Consider the following 22,391-nt stretch of genomic DNA (forward strand, 5'->3'; position numbering starts at 1 on the left):
CCGGGGGAGAGAAGAGGGCCCAGCGCGGAAAACCTCACCCCCCCCCACCCCTCGACAACGCAGACGAGCCCCCCGACAGGGGGGACAACCCTCGTGGCGGTGTCTCGGTCCACGGCCCCCCGCTGCACGAACCGCACCCAGCCCAGGACGAGTGCCGGAGCGAGGTACTCGACGAGGAGGGCGACCCCGACGGGGATCCGGGAGATGGACGCGAAGTAGAAGGCCTGGACGCCGGCCACGGCCAGCAGCCCGAACCCGGCGAGGAGAGCGGGGCGCCGTCGCACCAGGTCCCGGTGGCGCACGGCCAGCGGCAGCATGACCAGCGCGGCGCCCGCGACCCTCAGCCACACCACGTGCAGCGGGTCGAGCCCCGCCTCGATGAGTGGCTTCGCAGCGGTGCCGGACCCGCCGAAGGCGAGCGCGGATCCGAGCGCGAGCCCCAGTCCGATCCCGCGCCCGCTCCGCCCATGACTCCCCTGATTGCCCTGGTTCCCCTGCGACGTGTGCACCGGCCCATGATGACAGGCAAGAACAGGAGCGTCACCCCTGATTGCTCCTGTCTCACCGCTCGGACGGCCCGGTCGAGAGGCCCGGTCGAACCGTCAGCGACCGATGTCCCCGACATCGACACCGGCATGCCCGAGCACCTCCACCGCCCGCGATGCCGGCGCCGAGACGATCGCGGCGAGCAGGTCGACCCCGTGGGCCCGGTCGGCACCGCGCCGCGCGGCCCGCTCGTACGCCTCCGTCATGGCCCGCGCCGCCACCGGCGACCAGCCGGGCACTCCGGGCGCCACGGGCCCGGCGCCCGAGTCCTCGACGCCGATCTGCCACCGCAGCCCGTAGCCGATGCTCCGCTGCACCAGATAGCCGAGCAGCCGGGCGATCTGCGGCGGGTCGAAGGCGGCTCTCACCTGCGGGTCGGCCTCCAGGAGCGAATGCAGCAGATGGGCCGTGTCGATCTGCCGGTCGCCGTCCCGCAGCGCCCGTCTGCGCGCGCCGCCGACCACAGAGTCCAGCTCGTCCGTGAGCCTGCTCTCGAGCTCCGCGTGGTTCGGGCCGTCGCCGACGGCCGCCTGCCGGGGAATACGGGATCGCACGCCTTCCACCCCATCAGCCACAGGGGCCGGACGTCATCCACGAGAGGAACCATCTTCGCGTCCGACACAGGTTGCGCAAGGACGGCTTCCGCCTCCTCCCTACGGAGGAGAGGCGCCCCCCACGGCCCCAGGGGCGCGCGCCGTTCGCCCAGGCGCCCCGTACGCAACCGGATCCCACCGGCGCTCGTCCCCTCCACAGGGAGAGCGAATGCCGATGGAGAACGGATGCTGGCTGGTGACCCTGTCGGCGATCGACGGCAGGCAGTACGTGTACCGGGTGTACGCGCCGGAGGACGCGCTGCCCGCCGATCTGTTCTGGGAGGCGTGGCACTGCCATGACGAGAGCCGGCTGCCCCGCGCGTGCGACGTGTTCGACGCGGCACTGATCATCCGGGGTTTCTGACAGTTCATCAGTATTGAATGTTCCGGCCCTCGCGGCTACGTTCCGCGACACCACCGTCCGAGACGAAGGGGTTGTCGCATGGCCGATGTCAGCGCGGAGGCACGCATCGGGGCGCCCGCCGAGCAGGTCTGGGCCCGGCTCGTGGACTGGCCCTCGCACGGCGAGTGGAACACGACCCACACCGGCTTCCCCAAGGGCGGCCCGGAGACGCTCGCGGTGGGCGGCTCCTTCCAGGAGAACCTGAAACTCATGGGCTTCCCGGCGGAGGTCGTGTGGACCATCGCCGAGCTGGAACCGGCCAGGGTGCTGACCATACGCGGCAAGGGCCCGATGGCCGTCGACCTGGCCACGCGCTACACCCTCACCCCCGACGGCGACACCACCACGGTCCGCATCGACGGAAGCTTCACCGGCGCGGCCGTCTCCTTGATGGCGGGCAAGCTCAAGGACTCCGCGACCGCCGCCCTCAGCGAGTCGCTGCGCAGGCTGGACGCCCTCGTGAGGTGAGACAGCACATACGGAAAGGCGCCCCGCGGAACCACTCCGCGGGGCGCCCCGACCTGCCGCGCCGACCCTTGCCTCAGTCCTCGTCGGCGAGGATCAGGTACAGCTTCTTGCGGGCCTCGTTGATCACGGCCAGCGCCTTGTCGCGCTGGTCCTTGTCACCGGTCTTCCAGACCTGCCCGAACGCCTCCATGAGACCGAACCCGGCCTGCCGGATCTCGCTCAACGCCTCCCAGTCGACCCCGCGCCCCGCCTCTTCCCAGGGGGCGTCGGGCCCGTCCTCGGCCGCGGTACGGCCCGCCTCGGTGAGCGAGAACAGCTTCTTGCCGCCCTCGCTCGCACTGGCGATCAGCCCCTCGTCCTCCAGCAGCTGGAGGGTGGGGTACACCGAGCCGGGGCTGGGCTTCCACGCCCCGCCACTGCGCTCGGCGATCTCCTGGATCATCTCGTAGCCGTGCATGGGCCGGTCCTTGAGGAGGGCCAGGATCGACGCGCGCACGTCTCCCCGCCGCGCCCTCCCCCTGGGACCGCCGCGGCCTCGTCCGCCCCAGGGGCCCGGCCCGAACGGCCCGAAGGGGCCGGGGCCGCCATGGCCCGGCCCGAAGGGCCCGAAAGCGGCGCGCGGCGCCTCACCGTCACCCCGGCCGAACGGATGGCCGCCACCCCGGCGCCCATGCCCCCGCTCGAACCCGAAGCCCTGTCCGTAGTCCTGTCCACGGGAACGCATCACGATCACTCCATTCCATCGTTGATCTGTCGCGATGCTTCAACGATATATCGGAACCTGTCTTACGACCAGACCCGTTCGCGAACTCCCTCAGCCGCGCTGCCCAGTGATCGGTCCAGTGCTCGGCGATTGGCCTTGGCCGGCACCTCCACCGGCCCCCTAGCGTCACCCCATGCGTATTCGTATCGTCGACGCCTTCACCGACCGCCCCTTCCACGGCAACCCGGCCGGTGTCCTCCTCCTCGACTCCTTCCCGGACGACGCCTGGCTCCAGAACGTCGCCCGGGAGGTCAACCACGCCGAGACCGCCTTCGCGCACCCGCTCCCCGGGGGCAGCGAGGCCGACTGGGCCCTGCGCTGGTTCACACCCGTCGCGGAGGTGGACATGTGCGGCCACGCCACGCTGGCCACCGCGCACGTCCTGACCACCACGGGCACGCACGAGGGCCCGGTACGGTTCGCCACCCGCAGCGGCGTCCTCAGCGCGACGCCCCGCCCTGACGGCTCCCTCACGCTCGACTTCCCGACCGCGCCCCTCACCCCGGTCACCGCCCCGGACGGACTCGCCGAGGCCCTGGGCGCCGAGCCGCTCACGGTGTTCGACACCGGCCCCCACGTGGGAGACCTGCTGCTGGAGCTGGCCGACGAGAAGACGGTCCGCGGCCTCACCCCCGATCTCAGGAGCCTCGGCCGCCACTCCCGCCGCGGCGTCATCGCCACCGCCCGCGCCGAGGACCCCTCCGCCGGCCACGACTACGTCTCGCGCTGCTTCTTCCCCAACGTCGGCATCGACGAGGACCCGGTCACGGGCAGCGCCCACACCGCGCTCGCCCCCTTCTGGTCCGAGCGCCTCGGCAGCCCCACCCTCACCGGACTCCAGGCGTCCCCCCGCTCGGGCCACGTCCGCACCGAGCACCGCGGCGACCGCACCCTCCTGAGCGGCCGAGCGGTCACGGTGATCGACGGCGAGCTACTGGCCTGACGACACACCACAGGGGCGTACGACACCCGCCGTACGCCCCTGCCTCCGCCGCAAACCCGGCGTTCCCGCTCCCGCCCCCGCTCCGTCAGGCCGTCGGCAGCCACCCCACCTTGCCCGCGAGCAGCCCGTAGCCCACGAACGCCCCGATGTCGAGCAGCGAGTGCGCCACGACCAGGGGGCCGACGCGCCCCCACCGCCGGTACAGGTAGACGAACACCACGCCCATCACCATGTTGCCGACGAACCCGCCGATGCCCTGGTAGAGGTGGTACGACCCGCGCAGCACCGAACTGGCGGCGAGCGCGCCGCCCGGGGACCAGCCGAGCTGGTGGAGCCGGCGCAGCAGATAGCCGACCACGATCACCTCTTCGAGGACCGCGTTCTGGATCGCCGAGAGGATCAGCACCGGATACTTCCACCACACCTCGGGCAACGCCTCCGGCACCACGGTGAGGTTGAAGCCGAGGCCCCGGGCCGCCAGGTAGAAGGCGATGCCCGTACTGCCGATCACGGCGGCGATCGCCGCGCCCCGGCCGAGGTCGAACCACGGCCTCGTACGGTCGAACCCGAGCGTCCGCAGCCCCGCGCCCTCCCTCAACAGGAAGTGCGCGACCAGCGCGACGGGCACCAGCGCGGTCGTGATCCCGAACAGCTGCCACGCGAGGTCGAGCCACGGACGGCCGGGCGCCGCCGAGGCGTTCATGGTGGCCGCCTGGTCCTTCAGCCCGCCCGGCTTGGTGACCGAGCCGATGAAGCTGATCAGCGCGGACACACCGCTCGCGCCGAGCGAGAGGCCCAGCACGAGCAGGGTCTCGTCCCTGAGTATCCGCCGGGTCGGCCGCTCCCACGGCACCGCACCGCCCACCGGCTCCGCCTGCCCCTGCACCCACGCCTCCACTGGTCCGTTCCCACCGGAGGACCATCATCGCGTGCGGTGCCACGGATCTTTCCGGGGGCGTGCGTTCAGGGCCCGGGCCACCGGCGGAGCCGGCAGAGAGCACCGGCTCCTCAGCCCATCGGCACCGGCTCCGGCAACCCCACCGGCCAGGTGTGCACCGGCTCCCCGGCGTGCATCAGCTCGCAGTACCTGCGAGTCGTGGCGGCCAGTGCCGCATCCCGCCCGAGGCCCTTGGCCAGCGCCTGGTGGAACGTTTCGACCTGCCAGGACGCCCCATTGACCCGCCGCCGGCAGCGCTCCTCGATCACCCCGAGGTAGAAGTCCCGGTCGACCCGCTCGACACCCCACGCGTCCAGCCCCGCCTCGGCGAGCGGCAGCAGCTCCTCCCGTACGAGGTTGACCGCGTCCACGGACCCCACCCCGCCGTACCGGCCCCGGCGCGGCCACTGCAACCGCGCGTCGATGCCGTGCCGGCACGCCTCGTCGAAGTTGGCGGCCGCGGTCTCGAACGGCATGCGCGTCCAGACGGGCCGTGACTCCTCGGCGAGGGCGCGCACGACCCCGTAGTAGAAGGCCGCGTTGGCGATCACGTCGGTGATGGTCGGTCCGGCGGGCAGCACCCGGTTCTCCACCCGCAGGTGCGGGACCCCGTCCGCGATGCCGTACACCGGCCGGTTCCAGCGGTAGACGGTGCCGTTGTGCAGGGTGAGCTCCGCGAGCTTGGGCACGCCGCCCGCGTCGATGACGGCGAGCGGGTCCTCGTCGTCGCAGATGGGCAGCAGCGCCGGGAAGAAGCGCAGGTTCTCCTCGAAGAGGTCGTACGCCGAGGAGATCCACCGCTCGCCGAACCAGGTGCGCGGCCGCACCCCCTGGGCCTGGAGCTCCGGCGGCCTGGTGTCCGTGGACTGCTGGAAGAGCGGCGGCCGCGACTCCCGCCACAGCTCGTGGCCGAACAGGAACGGCGCGTTGGCGCCGATGGCGACCTGCGCCGCGGTGACCGCCTGAGCCGCGTTCCACACATCGGCGAAGCGCTCGGGGGTGACCTGGAGATGCAGCTGCACGGAGGTGCAGGCTGCCTCGGGCGCGATCGACTTCGAGGTGCACACGAGCCGCTCCACCCCGTCGATGTCGAGGGTGAAGTCCTCACCGCGGGCGGCGACGATCTGATCGTTGAGCAGGGTGTAGCGGTCGCCCGCGGAAAGGTTGGACGAGACCAGGTCGTCCCGGTCGAGCGTCGGCAGAATGCCGATCATCACGATGCCGGCGTCCACCTCCCCGGCCTTCCGGTCGGCGTACGCCAGGGACGTCCGCAGCTCCTCGGAAAGCTGGTCGAAAACCCGGCCGCCCAGCCGGTGTGGAGCGATGTTGACTTCCAGGTTGAACATGGCGAGTTCTGTTTGGAAATCACGGCTCGCAATCCGTTCGAGTACTTGCGCATTCATCATTCTCGGCAGACCGTCCGCCCCGACGAGGTTCAGCTCGATCTCCACACCCATCAGGTTCTTGGGGCGGTCGAACCGCTTCTCCTCCAGCAGGCGCTCCAGTCCCGCCAGGCACTGCCGCAGTTTGTCACGGTAGAGCTGACGGTCGGACAGGCCGAACGACCCCGCCACGACCTTCTCTCCCATCGAAGTGTCCCTCCTCGGATGGGCAGGCCGACGAGCCGGCCACGACTGCGGTTCACGGATGATGATGCCCAGGCAGAGCCATCGATAACGTCCCGCGCGAGACCTGCGCCCGCTAGGCTGAGCGCGTTCACCCCCGACGTTATTGGCTCGGCGTGCTTCTGGCACATTCACGCGGCACAAAAGAGCACGCGCTTTCCATGCCAGGGGATTCGTGAAAAGCGCCGACGAGAACCGGCCGACCGCTACGCGACGGTAATCCGAGGTCACCCTCTGACTCCCGATAGAGAATCGGGATGATTCCCGCGATTCAGCGACCTGATACCGCCTTGCTCTTCATATCAAAGACAGCTAGGCGAAACACTGATTGAACATGCGTCGTATAAACTTCGCAAACGAGGCTGAGAGTCGGCGCTCGCGGTTCCTCGGTCCTGCCGTCGGAGCCCGCACGGCGGACCCCTAATCCACGCACCGGACCCCGGGCACCCGTCTCTCCGATCCCCGAGAGCTGACAGCGCCGTCCGCCCCCGCCCTCGCGCCACCGTGCCTGTCGAATGAGAGGCGACCCACCATGCCGCTGCTTGTCCCCCCGGCTCCCGCGCCCGCCCTGCGCACCGTCCTCACGGCACTCGGATCTCCCACCGCCGTCAGCGAGGCCCGAACTCCCTCCCTGCGAAGCGCCCAAGGTCCCGCCACTCCCGAACTTCCGCTGCCCGTCCACGTACTCGACCGGATCACTCCCGAGGGCGCCGGCAGCACTCGGCTCGCGGGCTGGCGCTTCCTGATCCGCTCCGGCGACCGCGCCCTGGCCGCCGCCGAGACCCGCCTCACCCCCGACGGATGGGCCTTCTCGCACTTCTTCGAGGGCCCGTACATCGCCTCCACCGAACTCGCCCTGCGCCAGGCCGACCTCATGCAACAGCCGTACCAGCCCCGCCTGCTGTCCGTGCCCGAGCTGTACATGCTCACTCTGTGGCTGCACGCGGACACCACCGCCGACGGCGCCACCGGCGTCCCGGCACCGACCGACCTCCTCGTCCCGCTGGCTCCGGCCCCACCCGGGATCGCGGCCCACCGTCCGCACCGGGTGGCCGACCTCCTCCCGGTCCTGACCACCCGCCTGACCCCCGCCCCCCTCATGGGGTCGCCCGCCTGAGCCCGGGCGGCCGCGCCTCATTCGCACCGTTGCTTACCCCGCCGCCGATATCCGGGCGGCGGGGTAAGCCATTGCCATCGGCGCGGCATTCCGCTCTAACGCGTGGCAATACGCTCGAACGAGCCATTCATGGTCCGCCTCCCCCGTCCGACTAGTCCCATCCGACCATGGCGAACCACCCGAACGGACAGGGGAGTTCCGATGAACCGTCCGCGTGGAGGATGCGTCATCAAGCTGTGAGAAAGCCGTGCTGCGAAATGCCTGCGGACTGACGCCCGTGGGGCAACACTGGGGACCGGACCGAATCATCACAACGGGGGGCGGCCATGAGCGAGGCTTCACGCCGCGGAACAGACACCACAGTCATCTCACCACTCACGACAGAGCGAAAGATCCCAACAACCATGTGCCAGCACCAGCCACCGTGCCCGACCGCCGAATCCGCCGACCGGGAAGGCGCCCGACTCGTGGCGCACCACCCGGAGCAGGGATGGAGCCTGCTCTGCAACGGCGTTCTGCTCTTCGAGGACACCGGTGAGCTCCTTCCCGACGGTCAGATCATCGCCCCGCACCGCCCGCTCGACAGCGGCACGGTGATGACGGCGGCCTGAGCCGCGAGAGGTGCGCACAGGGCGAGCGTCCCGCAGCGGACGCCCGCCCGGACACAAGAGGGGCCGGCCGGAGAAGCACTCTCCGAACCGGCCCCGACGCGTATCCGCGGCTGACTACTCCTCGTAGGCGTCCAGCGGCGGGCAGGAGCAGACCAGGTTCCGGTCACCGAAGGCCTGGTCGATCCGGCGCACCGGCGGCCAGTACTTGTCGGCGGGCTTGACGCCGACCGGGAACACGGCCTCCTCGCGGGTGTACGCGTGGCTCCACTCGCCGCCGAGCGCGGCCGCGGTGTGCGGCGCGTTCCGCAGCGGGTTGTCGTCGGCGGGCCACTCGCCCGAGCCGACCTTCTCGATCTCCGCGCGGATCGCGATCATCGCGTCGCAGAACCGGTCCAGCTCGGCGAGGTCCTCCGACTCGGTCGGCTCGATCATCAGCGTCCCGGCCACCGGGAACGACATCGTCGGCGCGTGGAAGCCGTAGTCGATCAGCCGCTTGGCGATGTCGTCGACGCTCACCCCGGTCGTCTTCGCCAGCGGCCGCAGGTCGACGATGCACTCGTGCGCGACGAGCCCGCCCGGGCCGGTGTACAGCACCGGGTAGTGCGGCTCCAGCCGCTTGGCGATGTAGTTGGCGCTGAGCACGGCGACCTGCGTGGCCCGCTTGAGGCCCTCGCCGCCCATCAGCCGGACGTACGACCACGAGATCGGCAGGATGCCCGCCGAACCCCACGGGGCGGCCGAGATCGGGCCCACGCCCGTCTCCGGGCCGGCCGCCGGCTGCATCGGGTGGTTCGGCAGGTACGGCGCCAGGTGCTCCCGGACCGCGACCGGCCCGACACCGGGGCCACCGCCGCCGTGCGGGATGCAGAACGTCTTGTGCAGGTTCAGGTGCGAGACGTCACCGCCGAAGTGGCCGGGCTTGGCAAGGCCCACCAGGGCGTTGAGGTTGGCGCCGTCGACGTAGACCTGGCCGCCCGCCTCGTGCACCTGGGCGCAGATGTCGGCGACGTGCTCCTCGAACACACCGTGCGTCGACGGGTAGGTGATCATCAGCACGGACAGCTCGTCGCGGTACTGCTCGATCTTCGCCCGCAGGTCCTCGACGTCGATCTCGCCGTCCTCGGCGGTCCTCACGACGACGACCTTCATGCCGGCCATCACGGCGCTCGCGGCGTTGGTGCCGTGCGCGGAGGACGGGATCAGGCACACGGTCCGCTGGTCGTCGCCGTTGGCCCGGTGGTAGCCGCGTACGGCGAGCAGACCGGCCAGCTCGCCCTGCGAGCCGGCGTTCGGCTGGAGCGACACCTTGTCGTACCCGGTGACCTCGGCGAGCCGCTCCTCCAGCTCGCGGATCAGCGTCAGATAGCCCTGCGCCTGCGCGGCGGGCGCGAAGGGGTGCAGCTGCCCGAACTCGGGCCAGGTCACCGGCTCCATCTCGGTGGTCGCGTTGAGCTTCATCGTGCAGGAGCCCAGCGGGATCATGCCCCGGTCGAGGGCGTAGTCCCGGTCGGCGAGGCGGCGCAGGTAGCGCAGCATCGCGGTCTCGGAACGGTGCTCGTGGAACACGGGGTGCGTGAGGTAGTCGTCGGAGCGCAGCAGCGCCTCGGGCAGCGTGTCCTCGGCGACGGCGTCGAGGTCCTCGACGTCGCCCTCCACCCCGAACGCGGTCCACACGGCACCCAGCTGCGCCCGCGTGGTGGTCTCGTCGCAGGAGACGGACACCCGGTCGGCGTCGACGAGGTGCAGGTTCACCCCGTGCTGCCGCGCGGCCTCGACGACCTCGGCGGCCCGTCCCGGCACCCGCACGGTCAGCGTGTCGAAGTAGGCGCCGTGCACGACCTCGATCCCGCCCGCGGCGAGCCCCGCGGCGAGGACGGAGGCGTAGCGGTGGGTACGCCGGGCGATGGTGCGCAGCCCCTCGGGCCCGTGGTAGACGGCGTACATGCCGGCCATCACGGCGAGCAGCACCTGGGCGGTGCAGATGTTGCTGGTGGCCTTCTCGCGGCGGATGTGCTGCTCTCGCGTCTGGAGGGCGAGCCGGTACGCCTTGTGCCCGTCCGCGTCCACGGAGACGCCCACGAGCCGTCCGGGCAGGCTGCGCGCGAACTTCTCGTGCACGGCCATGTAGCCGGCGTGCGGCCCGCCGAAGCCCATCGGCACACCGAACCGCTGCGTCGTGCCGACCGCGATGTCGGCGCCCAGCTCACCGGGCGGGGTCAGCAGGGTGAGGGCCAGCAGGTCGGCGGCGACGGTGACGAGCGCGCCGAGCCCGTGGGCCTGCTCGATGACCGGCTTGAGATCGCGTACGGCACCGGAGGCGCCGGGGTACTGCAGGAGCACGCCGTTGATCTCGCGGGAGGCGATGTCGGCGGGGATGCCGTCACTGAGGTCGGCGACGACGACCTCGACCCCGGTGGGCTCGGCGCGGGTCTCGATCACGGCGATGGTCTGCGGCAGGGCGTCCGCGTCGACCAGGAAGAGGCCCTTCTTGTTCTTGCCCATGCGCCGGGACAGCGCCATGGCCTCGGCGGCTGCCGTGCCCTCGTCGAGCAGGGAGGCGCCGGAGGTGGGCAGGCCGGTGAGTTCGGCGACCATGGTCTGGAAGTTGAGCAGCGCCTCGAGCCGCCCCTGGGAGATCTCGGGCTGGTACGGCGTGTAGGCCGTGTACCAGGCGGGGTTCTCCATGACGTTCCGCAGGATGACCGGCGGGGTGAAGGTGCCGTAGTAGCCGAGCCCGATCATGGAGCCCAGCACCTGGTTGCGGTCGGCGAGCGAACGCAGCTCGGCGAGCACCTCGGCCTCGGTACGGGCGCCCGGCAGCTTCAGCGCCTCGGCGTTCTTGATCACATCGGGGACCGCGGCGGCCGTCAGCTCGTCGAGCGAGCCGTATCCGACGTGGGCGAGCATCTTGGCCCGGGCCTCGGCGTCGGGTCCGATGTGACGCCGCTCGAACGGGATGCCCTGTTCGAGCTCTGCGAGCGGGATGCGGTGGGCGGTCATTGCGGAGGCCTCCTGGTCTGACGCGACCTTCGAGGGCACCACGGCACGGGTGCCCGACGGCCTCCCCCTCTGTCATCTCGACCTGAGAGCTTCACCGATCCGGGTAGGGACCGGCTTTCACCGTCGGTGAGAGCGGAAACCGTCGACACCCGCTCTGCTTTCCAGAGTGGCCTCGTCCGTGCGGTACGTGAGCCTGAGAGATTCCGGGGAGGATTTGCTCCTTCGGCGCCTCCGGATGGTGTCCGGAGGACTCTCCCGCACGGGTTCAACAGCCGCTGCCAGCGTATCAGCGCGGTCAACGCACGTGCCTTCGAGTGGCCGCCTTCCCAGTTGTGCCTTTTCGTAGTGGTGAGGAACGATTTGCAACCCCCATGGCGACCACTTGGAGGGCCCGTGCAGACCGACATCGATCCGCGCAACCTGATCGGCCGCAAGGCGTTCGACCGCAAGGGCACCAAGATCGGCACAGTGGACGAGGTCTATCTCGACGACGCGACGGGCATCCCGGAATGGGCCGCGATACGCATGGGCCTCTTCGGCCGCGACGCCTTCATCCCCCTTGAGCCCAGCGAACTCGTCGAGGGCTCCCTCCGCGTCCCCTTCGACCGCGCCCTCATCAAGGACGCCCCCGACTTCGGCGTCGGCCGCCATCTCTCCCCCGAGCAGGAGCTCCAGCTCTACCACCACTACGGTCTGGACATAGCGCCGCCGCCTCCCCTGGACCACGACTTCGGCCACGTCGCCGGCCAGGAAGACCCCTGACCCGCACTGGCCCCGGGGCACCGACACCCGCCCCCTCACCCTCCATCTCGACCCGCGACACCCCGAAACCTTTCAACCCGCCGCCCTCCCGGCCCCGCCCTCGTGCTCCGCTCCGGGCCCCGGCACGGGCACCGCCTCCGACGGCCGCACCGGTCCCCCCGGAACCAGCGGCAGCGGATCCACCGCCTCCAGATCGGGGTCGTCCGTCCGGAACGTCCGCACCCGCCCCGGTTCCGTGTCCTCGGGCGTCTCGAACCGCACGGTGACCCGCCCGAGCCCGCTCCCCTGCACCCACCCGTGCCCGTACTCGGCGTGCCGGACGTCGTGCCCGGCCGACCACCGCCGCTCGACGGCGGCGCTCTCCTCCGCGACGACCTCCGCCGCCGGCTCGTCCTCGGCAGGCTCCGGCTCCCCCGCGGCCTGGGCGAACAGATCCTCCTGGGTGTAGTCGGCGAGCCCGCTGACGCCCACCCCCAGCAACCGCACCCCGCCGGTGGTGTCCACGGCCTCCAGCAGCCGCGCCGCGGCCTCCCGCACCACGGCCGGGTCGTCCGTCGGCCCCCGCAAAGTCTCCGACCTGGTCAGCGTCGAGAAGTCGTACCGCCGTACCTTCAGCACGATCGTCCGCCCCGAGAGACCGGAGGCCCGCAGCCGCCGCACGCACCGGTCCGCGAGCCGCTGCACCTCCAGCCGGACCCGCACCCGGTCATGGATGTCCACGTCGTAGGTGTCCTCCACCGACACGGACTTCGCGTCCCGCTCGGCGACCACGGCCCGGTCGTCGCGCGCCAGCGCCATCGCGTACAGCCCGTGCCCGTGTGCCTTCCCGAGCAGCCGTACGACCTCGTCCTCGCCCGCCTCCACGATCTCCTCGACGGTCGTGATCCCGGCGCGCCGCAGATGGTCGCCGGTCGCCGGTCCCACGCCGGGGAGGATCCGCACGGACATCGGCCCGAGCAGCGCCCGCTCAGTGCCGGGCTCGATGACCACCAGCCCGTCCGGCTTGGCCTGCTCGGAGGCGATCTTCGCGAGCATCTTGGACGCGGCGAGCCCCACGGACCCGGTCAGCCCGGTCACCGCTCGTATCTCCTGACGCAGCCGCACCCCTGTCCCGCGCGCCGACGCCTCGTCCCAGGCCACTCCCCCGGCCTCCAGGTCCACGAACGCCTCGTCCAGACTCAGGGGCTCGACCAGCGGCGACAGGGCGTGCAGCAGCCCCATGACCTGCTGGCTGATCGCCCGGTAGAAGGTGAAGCGCGGCGTGAGGTACGCCGCGTTCGGCGCGAGCCGACGCGCCTGCGCCATGGGCATCGCCGAGTGCACCCCGAAGACCCTCGCCTCGTACGAGGCGGTGGCGACCACACCACGGGGCCCCAGCCCGCCCACGATGACGGCCTTCCCGCGCAGACTCGGCTTGGATGCCTGCTCCACCGAGGCGTAGAAGGCATCCATGTCGAGATGCAGGATCGTGGGCGCGGTTCTCACATCTCCGATGCTGCCCTACACCACTGACAATGCCCTGCCAGGCCAGGCACGAGACCTGCCCCTGGCCTCCGCGCTCAGACCGCCTTGTTCCGCCTGCGGGCCAGTTCGTCCGCCGGGTTGGGGCGCACCAGTGTCTCGCCCGTGTCGACCCGCTCCCCGTGCAGCTGGGAGAGAGCGTTTTCCACATCACGCCAGACGACCCCGACGGCGATCCCGAAGATGCCCTGACCGCCCTGGAGCAGGGCGTGCACCTCGTCCGGCGAGGTGCATTCGTAGACCGTGGCACCGTCACTCATCAGCGTCATCCGCTCCAGATCGCTGAAGCCCCGCTCACGCAGGTGCTGGACGGCTGTGCGGATGTTCTGCAGGGAGACACCGGTGTCGAGGAACCGTTTCACGATCTTGAGGACGACCACGTCCCGGAAGCTGTAGAGCCGCTGCGTCCCGGACCCGTGGGCGGACCGCACACTGGGCTCCACCAGGCCGGTACGGGCCCAGTAGTCGAGCTGCCGATAGGTGATGCCGGCGGCGGCGCACGCGGTGGGGCCGCGGTAACCGACGTTCTCGTGCGGCTCGGGTTCCGCCTCCGCGCCGGCCTGGACAGCCGTCGGCAACTGCGGGACGGGGCCGGCCGCGCCGCCGGAAGGCGGATAACCCCTGCCCGAGCGGAGCCGAGCGCTCGGGGGAGGGTACGAGCCGCTCTCCCCCAGGCTGCGTCCGGGGGCACCCCCAGCCGTACCGTCGCCGCTGCTTCTCACGCCGACCTCCGTCCTTGACCTGCCTTCTCGACGGTAGGCAGCCACCAGGGGTGCGTCAACGACCGCCACACTCGGCACGCCGAGTGATAATCACCCTGAGAGTGGTTTCCCGTGCCCTTCCGCGGGGAAAGGCTAGCCGAATGTGCTAAGCGGAACCGCAGGACACCGCATCGGCACGCGTCGGGCACCGGGCCCCCAGGACACCGCCCCCTCGTTCGACTCGCGACAGTGCCTCCCGACGACAGGGCGGCCCGGCGGTCCATCCGCCCTCGGTCGCTCGACGGCGGCCCAGCCGCTCGACACGGGCCGACAGCCCCGCGCCCGCGAGGCCCCACGCCACCGCCGCCCAGCCTCACTGGCTGCTGGTACCGAAGTCCTCCGGCGAGATCTGGTCGAGGAACTCGCGGAACTTCTCCACCTCGTCCTCCTGCTCGTCCGGGATCGCGATGCCCGCGTCATCGAGCACCCCGTCACTGCCGAAGATCGGCGTCCCGGTGCGCAGCGCCAGCGCTATGGCGTCGGAGGGCCTGGCGCTCACCTCGACACCGCTGGCGAAGACCAGCTCCGCGTAGAAGACGCCCTCACGCAGATCCGTGATGCGCACTTCCGTCAGCTCCTGACCGACGGCCTCCAGCACGTCCTTGAACAGGTCGTGGGTCAGCGGTCGCGCGGGGGCCATGCCCTGCTGGGCGAAGGCGATCGCGGTCGCCTCCCCGGGCCCGATCCAGATGGGGAGGTACCGGTCGCCTCCCACTTCACGCAGGAGCACGATCGGTTGGTTGGAGGGCATTTCGACCCGGACACCTACGACATCGAGCTCGTTCACACAGCAACCCTAGGCCGTGCTCGGGATGTTTGGGTAGTCGAGCACAGATCGGCCGGGCGATCCGCCACAGGCGAACACACCGCTTCAGCGGAGCCGGACACCCAGCGCGCTCTGCACGAGCGCGGCGTGCAGCTTGACCGTGAGCCCCGCCAGCTCCCTCGTACGGTCCTCCGCATGCGCTCTGGTCTGCGGATTACGGTGACGGCGCAGGGGGGCGACCACCTGCTCCACGAGGCCCGCCTCACGGTCGGCGGCGGCCCTCATGACCCGCAGATGCCTCGGCTCGATACCGAACCGCCCCAGTTCCACCACAAGCGTGGCCACCGTGAGGGCTTCGGCGTCGTACGAGCCGTCCGGCAGCGGCACCACGAGCCCGTACGACTCCCACTCCGCCAGCTGCTCCTCGCCGATCCCGGCGCCGGCGAGCAGCTCGGCGCGCCCGACCCGGGCGGCGGTGGGCTCCTCGGGCTCCCCGAAGAGCTCGCTCAGGCGCTCCCCGTCGCCGATGTCCCGCTGGCGGCCCACCGACGGCAGCCGGACGTCCTCGCCCCGCTCCAAGGCCGCGAGGTGCTCACGGATCACCTTGAGCGGCAGATAGTGGTCCCGCTGCATCCTCAGGACGTGTCCGAGACGCTCGACGTCCCCGGCGCTGAACTTGCGATACCCCGAGGGGGTCCGCTGCGGCTCGATGAGCCCCTCCGACTCCAGGAAACGGATCTTGGAGATCGTGACCTCGGGGAACTCCTCGCGCAGCAGATTCAGCACCGTGCCGATGCTCATCAGGCCACTGTCCGCGGCGGTGGTGCCGTGGTCGGCACCACCGCTCGTTGTTCGAAGCATGGACCTTCCCTGGGGTTTCCCCCCGGATCGAGTCCGGGGGCGGGTCAGTAACCCCGCTGGCTCGCGTAGAAGACCAGCCGGTACTTGCCGATCTGCACCTCGTCACCGTTGTGCAGGGCGACCTGGTCGATCCGCTCGCGGTTGACGTACGTGCCGTTCAGGCTGCCGACGTCGGCGACCGTGAACGAGCCGTCCTGAGCCCGGCGGAACTCCACGTGTCGGCGGGAGACGGTGACGTCGTCCAGGAAGATGTCGCTCTGCGGGTGACGGCCCGCCGTCGTCAGGTCGCTGTCGAGCAGGAACCGGCTGCCCGCGTTCGGCCCGCGGCGCACGACGAGGAGCGCCGAGCCGAGCGGCAGCGCGTCGACGGCGGCCTGGGCCTCCGGGGAGAGCGCCGGCAGCTGCGTCTGCCCCGTCGTCTCGGAGTCGTACGCCTCGAGGCCGGAGATGGAGATCGTGGAGGTCGTCTCGGACGGACGCTCCGGCACCGCGCCGGGACGCAGCGGGGCGCCGCAGTTCGAGCAGAAGCGGCTGTTCTCCGCGTTGCGGTTACCGCACCTCGTACACACCAGGGCCGACATCGACGGATCCTCCTGCCGCGGCTGCCCCGCCGGGGCATTGGACGCATACGGGTCGGTGGCAAACCCTCCACCCGTACCTGAGGCTGACGGGTCCCCGAAACCTATGCGGCCCGACTGGGCAGGGTCAACAGACGGCGCGCCCTGACCTCCGGAAATGTCACCGCCCGGACCAGCGACCTGGTCCCGGAACAGCGGGCGCTCGCCGCCCTGGCCCTCCGCCTCCGAAGGCTGCGCGCGGTGGCGGGAGGTCGCGTTGTCGCTGCCCTCTCGCGCGCTCTTGCCGAACAACTTCGCAAACAACTTCACGGGCGATTCCCCTTGACCGAAACAGACCCGCCCGTGGGGCAGGACGAACCCTGACTGAACACACCGGCCGACCCGGACATCCTCACAACGTCCGTTTCCACCAGACAGTTTCCACCACGCACCACCCATTCGGTGCGCCGACCCCCCGCAACCTCATGCCCTCGCCGGACGACCCCTATGCACCTGCGGTTCACTGGGAGGACGACCGAGCGTAGTCAGGCCGCTTCGCCGCTCGCAAGGCGTCCACGACGATCTTGTCAGCCCGCTCCACGGCCACGGTGGCCTGCTCCTTCTCCAGTGTCTGCACCACGCCTCCGGGGATGTTCAGTGCGGGCTCGAGGTCCTGCGGGTTGCCGATGACCTTGAAACGAAAGGGCTGGGTGATCTTGTTCCCGTCGACACTGATTCCCTTACCGGACTCGGTGAGAAAAGTGCTGGCCACGACGCGTACGCCGTTCACCTGGATCGCCTCCGCGCCGGCCGCGCGCAGCTCCTGGATCGCGTCGAGCAACATGTCCGCCTCGACCGTTCCCTTCGTGTCGTTGATCGTCAGCGTGATGCCGGGTCCCTGCGCTGCCACGGTGCCCGCGAGCACGCCGAGTTGCCGTTCCTTCTCGACGGTCTGCTTGCGTGCCTCCTCGGCCTGGTCCGAGCTGTTCTCCAACTCGGTGCGCTGATCCTCGAGACCCTGCTTCTCCTCCTCCAGACGCTGAGTTCGGTCGTCCAGTTCATCGAGGATGCGGACGAGATCCTCCTGGCGTGCGCCGCGCAGCGCGCTGTCGTCGTTGTTGGAGGCCACCTGGACGGCCAGACCGAAGCCCAGGCCGAACAGCAGGACGGCCACGATGAGTTGGGCCCGCGTGAAGCGCGGCGGCCACAACCCCTGGGCCAGCCGCTGCCGCCCGGTCAGCCGACTCTCCTCGTCGGGCGCGGCCCTGCCGGGTCCCTCGGTGGCCGTGACGGGAACCTCCTGCGGGAGCTCACGGCGCAACCGGGTCGTCGGTTCGTCCTCCGCTCCCCCGCCCGCGCCCGCCGTCGGCCTCGGCGTCTCGTCCCTCTCGCTCATCGGCCTCACGCCCGGAACACGTGCCGGCGGATCGCCGCGGCGTTGGAGAAGATGCGGATACCGAGCACGACCACGACACCCGTCGACAGCTGGGCGCCGACACCCAACTTGTCACCCAGGAACACGATCAGCGCGGCCACGACCACGTTGGACAGGAACGACACCACGAAGACCTTGTCGTCGAAGATCCCGTCCAGCATGGCGCGCAGACCGCCGAACACGGCGTCCAGGGCCGCGACGACAGCGATGGGGAGGTACGGCTCGACCACCGCGGGTACCTCGGGCCGGACCAACAGTCCGGCCACGACTCCGAGGACGAGGCCCAGTACGGCGATCACGATGTGCCCTTCCTAGTGCTCGGTTCTGCTGTTCGTACGATCACGCTCGGCGCGGCCGGCACCTTGACGTCGTCCTCGACGGAGATGCTCGTCCGGATCCCGAAGTTCTCGTGGAGGACATGCAGATACAGCCCGTCGGGGCTGTTCTGGAACCTGGTGCTCAGCCGCTGCCCGTCCCCCACCGCGAGGACCGTGTACGGCGGCACCAGCGGCTTGTTGTCGACCAGTATGGCGTCGCCCGCGGCCCTGATCGCCGACAGCGCGGTGAGCCGCTGCCCGTTGATCGAGACGGCCTCGGCGCCCGACGCCCACAGCCCGTTCACGACCCGCTGCATGTCCCGGTCCCGGACGCGCCCGGTGTCGGAGAACCCGGAGGTCTCACGCGGGCCGCCGTCACCGCCCTGGCTGGCGTTCTTCGAGTCGTTGACGACGAGCTTCACGCCGGGGCCGTGCACCTCGACGGCGCCCGACAGGATGCCCACCAGCTCGCCCTGCTCGCTGCCGCCGCCGTCCTTGAGCGCCTCGCGCTGCCGGGCGCTCACGTCGTCACGGAGATCGTCGACGGAGTCCTCCAGCTTGTCCGCGGCCGCGGTCTGCTGCTGGATGCGGTCGATGAGCTCCTCGCGCTCCTTGGCGACCACCGGGGCGCTTATCCGCGCCTGCGCCGCGCCCACGGTCACCACCAGGGCGGCGAGCACCAGCCCGACGGCGAGACTCAGCTTCGCACGGACGGTTTTCGGCATGCCGCCGGTGCCGTCGGCCTTCTTCCGGGCGGCTGCCTCGGCGTACCCGTCGTCGAGGCTGTGGTCCATGACGTTGTTGAGCAGCGACATGGAGGCGTCCGGACGCGACGGGCGCGTGGGTGTGCTCCGAACGGGGGGCTGCTGCGGCATGCCGCACATCGTCGCACGTCGCGCCCCCTACCTCCGAATGGCCCCACCCACGTGCCGGACAGGCCCCGTTGGGGGCACTTGTCCGGCACGCGGGTGTGCGGGTGTTTCAGCGTCCGGCGCTGTCCACCACCGACGACCACTCGTCCAGCAGGGCCTGCGCCGAGGCGTCGTCCGGTCCTTCGGCCCACAGATGCGTGACGGCCTCCGCCGGGTCCGGCAGGACCATCACCCACCGCCCGTCGGTCTCCACGACCCGCACGCCGTCGGTCGTGTCCACGAAGCGATCCCCGGCGGCCTCCACGACCCGGCGCATGACCAGGCCCTTGACGGCCCACGGCGTCGCCAGGTCCCTCTTGAGGACATGGGCCCGCGGAATCCGCGCGTCGATCTGGCTCAGCGTGAGCTGTGTGCGCGCCACCAGGCCGATGAGCCGTACGAAGGCCGCCGTCCCGTCGAAGACGCTGCTGAACTCCGGCACGATGAATCCACCGCGCCCGTCACCGCCGAAGATGGTCGTCTCGTCCCCGCCGACCCGCGTCAGGTCGTCCGGCGAGGTGGTCGTCCACTCGACCTGCGTGCCGTGGTACGCCGCGACCTGTTCCGCGATCCGCGTGGTGGTCACCGGCAGGGCCACACGTCCGCTCCGCCGCTCGGCGGCCACCAGGTCGAGCATCACCAGCAGGGCCCGGTCGTCCTCGACGATCCGTCCCTTCTCGTCGACCAGGGACAGCCGCTCGCCGACGGGGTCGAACCGCACTCCGAACGCGGCCCGCGACGAGGCCACGATCTCACCGAGCCGCACGAGCCCCGAGCGCCGCATGTCGCCCGTCTCCGTCGGCCTGGACTCGTCCAGACCGGGGTTGATCGTCAACGAGTCGACGCCCAGCTTGCCGAGCAGACTCGGCAGCACGAGACCGGCGCTGCCGTTGGACGCGTCCACGACGACCTTGAGCCCGGATTCGGCGATCCCCGTCGTATCGACGTTCCGCAGCAGGGACCCGGTGTACGAGTCGAAGACACTGGCCGGGAAGTGCAGGTCGCCGATCTCGCCCGGGAACGCACGCCGGTACTCCTGGCGCGCGAACACCCGGTCCAGCTTCCGCTGGCTGGCCTGCGACAGGTCCGCTCCCTGGCTGTCGAAGAACATGATGTCGACGGAGTCCGGCACACCGGGCGTGGTCCGGATCATGATCCCGCCGGCACTGCCGCGAGCGGTCTGCTGCCGGGCCACCGGCAGCGGTACGTTCTCCAGGTCCCGTACGTCGATGGCGCTGGCCTGGAGCGCCGAGATGACCGCCCGCTTGAGGGCACGCGCGCCTCGGGAGTGGTCACGGGCGGTGGTGACCGTCGAACCCTTCTTGAGCGTCGTGGCATAGGCCCCGGCCAGCCGCACGGCCAACTCCGGGGTGATCTCCACGTTCAGGATCCCGGACACACCGCGGGCGCCGAAGAGATGCGCCTGTCCGCGGGACTCCCAGATCACCGAGGTGTTGACGAAGGCACCGGCCTCGATCGTCTTGAAGGGGTACACACGGACGTTCCCCTGGATGATCGATTCTTCGCCGACGAGGCACTCGTCACCGATCACGGCGCCGTCCTCGATCCGCGCGGCTCGCATGATGTCGGTGTTCTTCCCGACCACGCAGCCACGCAGATTGCTGTGCTGCCCGATGTACACGTTGTCGTGCACGACGGCCTTGTGCAGAAACGCCCCGCTCTTCACGACGACGTTCGAGCCGACCACGGTGTGCTCGCGGATCTCGGCGCCGGCCTCGACCTTGGCGTAGTCCCCGATGTACAGCGGCCCGCGCAGCACGGCGTCGGGGTGCACTTCGGCGCCTTCGGCGATCCACACGCCGGGAGACAGTTCGAACCCGTCGATCTCGACGTCGACCTTGCCCTCCAGGACGTCGGCCTGCGCCTTCACATAGCTCTCGTGCGTGCCCACGTCCTCCCAGTAGCCCTCGGCGACATAGCCGTAGACCGGCTTGCCTTCCTTCATCAGCTGCGGGAAGACATCTCCGGACCAGTCGACGGGCACATCGGCCTCGACGTAGTCGAAGACTTCGGGCTCCATCACATAGATGCCGGTGTTCACGGTGTCCGAGAAGACCTGCCCCCAGGTGGGCTTCTCCAGGAACCGCTCGACCTTGCCTTCTTCGTCCACGATCGTGATGCCGAATTCCAACGGGTTCGGCACCCGGGTCAGGCAGACGGTGACGAGCGCGCCCTTTTCCTTGTGGAAATTGATGAGCTCGGTGAGGTCGAAGTCGGTCAGCGCGTCACCGGAGATGACGAGGAAGGCGTCGTCCTTCAGCGCTTCCTCGGCGTTCTTCACGCTCCCGGCTGTTCCGAGTGGCTTCTCCTCATTGGCATAGGTGAGCTCCATCCCGAGCTCCTCACCGTCGCCGAAGTAGTTCTTGACGAGGGACGCCAGGAACTGAACGGTAACGACGGTCTCATTGAGCCCATGCCTTTTGAGCAGCCTCAGTACGTGCTCCATGATCGGGCGGTTCGCCACGGGCAGGAGCGGCTTGGGCATGCTCGAGGTCATGGGGCGAAGGCGTGTGCCCTCGCCTCCGGCCATCACAACGGCCTTCATGTCGGAAGCGTCCTCCTTGAAGAGACACGGTCTAGCCGACTTCACCCGTCCAGATTGTCCCGCACTTTTCCGACGCGGGCCATCGAGCCACTACGGCCGTCCCATCGGACGGGCTCAATCAGCCATGGCGTCCGCCGCGACAAGTCGGCGGACCTGAACCACGTAGAGGATTCCTGCCCACCAATACAGCGTTGTACCCCATCCGGCGAACGCCCATCCGAAAATCGCAGCGAGTGACGAGATCCATCCAGTTCCGTCACTGAGCAACAGCAGGGGGAAGGCGTACATCAGGTTGAAGGTGGCCGCCTTCCCGAGGAAGTTCACCTGCGGCGGCGGATAGCCGTGCCGGCGAAGGATGCCGACCATCACCAGGAGGACCAGCTCGCGCAAGAGAAGTACAGCCGTCAACCAAAGAGGCAGAATCTCGCGCCATGTCAGACCGACCAGAGTCGACAGAATGTAGAGCCGGTCAGCCGCGGGGTCGAGTAGCCGGCCAAGGCTGCTGATCTGGTTCCAGCGTCGCGCCAGCTTGCCGTCCAGATAGTCGCTGACGCCGCTCAGGGCGAGCACGAGGAGGGCCCAGCCGTCGACCTGGGGGCCGCCGAACTCGGGCCAGAGAATCAGCCACAGGAAGACGGGGACTCCGAGGAGCCGCGCCATGCTGAGGATGTTCGGGATGGTGAGCACCCGGTCCGTCTGGACTCGGGTCTCCTGGACCTCCACCCGGGGGCCTCCTGTGCAAAACGAGCCAATGATGCGTCCCTGACCCTACCTCAACGCAAAAAAGCTCTGGCCCCTGGGCGGAGTGCCCAAGAGCCAGAGCTGTAAAAGGAGTTCGGCGGCGTCCTACTCTCCCACAGGGTCCCCCCTGCAGTACCATCGGCGCTGTAAGGCTTAGCTTCCGGGTTCGGAATGTAACCGGGCGTTT

Annotated in this window: 22 protein-coding genes, 1 rRNA gene and 1 riboswitch; of the genes, 6 read left to right on the top strand and 17 right to left on the bottom strand. The window is 70.0% G+C overall.

What is annotated here, in order from left to right:
• Together ACZ4Z2_RS33550 and ACZ4Z2_RS33555 are read right to left on the bottom strand one after the other, a co-directional pair.
• Window positions 1-509 (bottom strand): EamA family transporter (locus ACZ4Z2_RS33550; RefSeq protein WP_468081226.1); only part of this gene is annotated, 509 nt, incomplete at its 3' end.
• A 93-nt stretch (window positions 510-602) separates the two neighbouring features.
• Entirely contained in the window at window positions 603-1,100 is a 498-nt protein-coding gene (locus tag ACZ4Z2_RS33555) for a peptidase (protein WP_468081227.1), read from the bottom strand.
• Window positions 1,101-1,314: 214 nt separating this feature from the next.
• On the opposite strand from ACZ4Z2_RS33555, the gene ACZ4Z2_RS33560 reads away from it, so the two are divergent.
• Together ACZ4Z2_RS33560 and ACZ4Z2_RS33565 are read left to right on the top strand one after the other, a co-directional pair.
• Window positions 1,315-1,503 (top strand): hypothetical protein, encoded by a 189-nt coding sequence (locus tag ACZ4Z2_RS33560; protein WP_468081250.1) that lies wholly within the window; start codon window positions 1,315-1,317, stop codon window positions 1,501-1,503.
• 78 nt (window positions 1,504-1,581) lie between these two features.
• The gene (locus ACZ4Z2_RS33565) at window positions 1,582-2,010 is read left to right on the top strand and encodes a type II toxin-antitoxin system Rv0910 family toxin (RefSeq protein ID WP_468081228.1); all 429 of its coding nucleotides are present in this window, start codon (window positions 1,582-1,584) and stop codon (window positions 2,008-2,010) included.
• A gap of 73 nt (window positions 2,011-2,083) precedes the next feature.
• Here the strand turns inward: ACZ4Z2_RS33565 and ACZ4Z2_RS33570 are convergent, their stop codons facing one another.
• Window positions 2,084-2,734 (bottom strand): PadR family transcriptional regulator, encoded by a 651-nt coding sequence (locus ACZ4Z2_RS33570; RefSeq protein ID WP_468081230.1) that lies wholly within the window; start codon window positions 2,732-2,734, stop codon window positions 2,084-2,086.
• A 172-nt stretch (window positions 2,735-2,906) separates the two neighbouring features.
• Between ACZ4Z2_RS33570 and ACZ4Z2_RS33575 the strand changes: the two genes are divergently transcribed.
• Complete coding sequence (locus ACZ4Z2_RS33575) at window positions 2,907-3,716, top strand: PhzF family phenazine biosynthesis protein (protein ID WP_468081231.1); 810 nt, start codon at window positions 2,907-2,909, stop codon at window positions 3,714-3,716.
• Between the two features lie 85 nt (window positions 3,717-3,801).
• Here ACZ4Z2_RS33575 and ACZ4Z2_RS33580 read toward each other — a convergent pair whose 3' ends face one another.
• Complete coding sequence (locus tag ACZ4Z2_RS33580) at window positions 3,802-4,602, bottom strand: CPBP family intramembrane glutamic endopeptidase (protein ID WP_468081233.1); 801 nt, start codon at window positions 4,600-4,602, stop codon at window positions 3,802-3,804.
• A 122-nt stretch (window positions 4,603-4,724) separates the two neighbouring features.
• A complete protein-coding gene (locus tag ACZ4Z2_RS33585) occupies window positions 4,725-6,242 on the bottom strand; it encodes a glutamate-cysteine ligase family protein (RefSeq protein WP_468081234.1) in 1,518 nt (505 codons plus the stop codon).
• Between the two features lie 568 nt (window positions 6,243-6,810).
• Between ACZ4Z2_RS33585 and ACZ4Z2_RS33590 the strand changes: the two genes are divergently transcribed.
• Together ACZ4Z2_RS33590 and ACZ4Z2_RS33595 are read left to right on the top strand one after the other, a co-directional pair.
• Window positions 6,811-7,395, top strand: coding sequence for a hypothetical protein (locus ACZ4Z2_RS33590; protein WP_468081235.1), 585 nt, complete (start codon window positions 6,811-6,813; stop codon window positions 7,393-7,395).
• A 404-nt stretch (window positions 7,396-7,799) separates the two neighbouring features.
• Window positions 7,800-8,006, top strand: coding sequence for a DUF5999 family protein (locus ACZ4Z2_RS33595; protein ID WP_107465470.1), 207 nt, complete (start codon window positions 7,800-7,802; stop codon window positions 8,004-8,006).
• 114 nt (window positions 8,007-8,120) lie between these two features.
• Here the strand turns inward: ACZ4Z2_RS33595 and gcvP are convergent, their stop codons facing one another.
• Window positions 8,121-11,006, bottom strand: a complete 2,886-nt coding sequence (gene gcvP, locus ACZ4Z2_RS33600) for an aminomethyl-transferring glycine dehydrogenase (RefSeq protein WP_468081236.1) — start codon at window positions 11,004-11,006, stop codon at window positions 8,121-8,123.
• 171 nt (window positions 11,007-11,177) lie between these two features.
• A riboswitch (glycine riboswitch) is annotated at window positions 11,178-11,274 on the bottom strand.
• A 125-nt stretch (window positions 11,275-11,399) separates the two neighbouring features.
• Between gcvP and ACZ4Z2_RS33605 the strand changes: the two genes are divergently transcribed.
• Window positions 11,400-11,768: a PRC-barrel domain-containing protein gene (locus ACZ4Z2_RS33605; protein WP_468081237.1), complete on the top strand. Its 369-nt coding sequence runs from the start codon at window positions 11,400-11,402 to the stop codon at window positions 11,766-11,768.
• A 72-nt stretch (window positions 11,769-11,840) separates the two neighbouring features.
• On the opposite strand, the gene ACZ4Z2_RS33610 is transcribed toward ACZ4Z2_RS33605, so the two are convergent.
• The 11 genes from ACZ4Z2_RS33610 to rrf all read right to left on the bottom strand — a co-directional run.
• Window positions 11,841-13,253 (bottom strand): DNA polymerase IV, encoded by a 1,413-nt coding sequence (locus ACZ4Z2_RS33610; RefSeq protein ID WP_468081238.1) that lies wholly within the window; start codon window positions 13,251-13,253, stop codon window positions 11,841-11,843.
• Window positions 13,254-13,327: 74 nt separating this feature from the next.
• Window positions 13,328-14,011, bottom strand: a complete 684-nt coding sequence (locus tag ACZ4Z2_RS33615) for a MerR family transcriptional regulator (RefSeq protein WP_468081239.1) — start codon at window positions 14,009-14,011, stop codon at window positions 13,328-13,330.
• A gap of 352 nt (window positions 14,012-14,363) precedes the next feature.
• Window positions 14,364-14,837: a bifunctional nuclease family protein gene (locus ACZ4Z2_RS33620; protein ID WP_028797289.1), complete on the bottom strand. Its 474-nt coding sequence runs from the start codon at window positions 14,835-14,837 to the stop codon at window positions 14,364-14,366.
• 84 nt (window positions 14,838-14,921) lie between these two features.
• Window positions 14,922-15,677, bottom strand: a complete 756-nt coding sequence (gene ftsR, locus ACZ4Z2_RS33625; protein ID WP_468081240.1) for a transcriptional regulator FtsR — start codon at window positions 15,675-15,677, stop codon at window positions 14,922-14,924.
• 44 nt (window positions 15,678-15,721) lie between these two features.
• Window positions 15,722-16,693: an FHA domain-containing protein gene (locus ACZ4Z2_RS33630; RefSeq protein ID WP_468081241.1), complete on the bottom strand. Its 972-nt coding sequence runs from the start codon at window positions 16,691-16,693 to the stop codon at window positions 15,722-15,724.
• Window positions 16,694-16,754: 61 nt separating this feature from the next.
• Window positions 16,755-17,630: a DUF881 domain-containing protein gene (locus tag ACZ4Z2_RS33635; protein ID WP_468081243.1), complete on the bottom strand. Its 876-nt coding sequence runs from the start codon at window positions 17,628-17,630 to the stop codon at window positions 16,755-16,757.
• A 5-nt stretch (window positions 17,631-17,635) separates the two neighbouring features.
• Window positions 17,636-17,968, bottom strand: a complete 333-nt coding sequence (locus ACZ4Z2_RS33640) for a small basic family protein (protein ID WP_009343209.1) — start codon at window positions 17,966-17,968, stop codon at window positions 17,636-17,638.
• Window positions 17,965-18,870: a DUF881 domain-containing protein gene (locus tag ACZ4Z2_RS33645; protein ID WP_468081244.1), complete on the bottom strand. Its 906-nt coding sequence runs from the start codon at window positions 18,868-18,870 to the stop codon at window positions 17,965-17,967. Before ACZ4Z2_RS33645 ends, ACZ4Z2_RS33640 begins: the two co-directional genes overlap by 4 nt.
• 97 nt (window positions 18,871-18,967) lie before the next feature.
• Complete coding sequence (locus ACZ4Z2_RS33650; RefSeq protein WP_468081245.1) at window positions 18,968-21,463, bottom strand: sugar phosphate nucleotidyltransferase; 2,496 nt, start codon at window positions 21,461-21,463, stop codon at window positions 18,968-18,970.
• Between the two features lie 114 nt (window positions 21,464-21,577).
• Window positions 21,578-22,186, bottom strand: coding sequence for a CDP-alcohol phosphatidyltransferase family protein (locus tag ACZ4Z2_RS33655; RefSeq protein WP_055715902.1), 609 nt, complete (start codon window positions 22,184-22,186; stop codon window positions 21,578-21,580).
• 110 nt (window positions 22,187-22,296) lie between these two features.
• Window positions 22,297-22,391 (bottom strand): 5S ribosomal RNA (gene rrf, locus ACZ4Z2_RS33660); the annotation flags it as partial.

Source organism: Streptomyces sp. NPDC030183 (genome assembly GCF_055573455.1).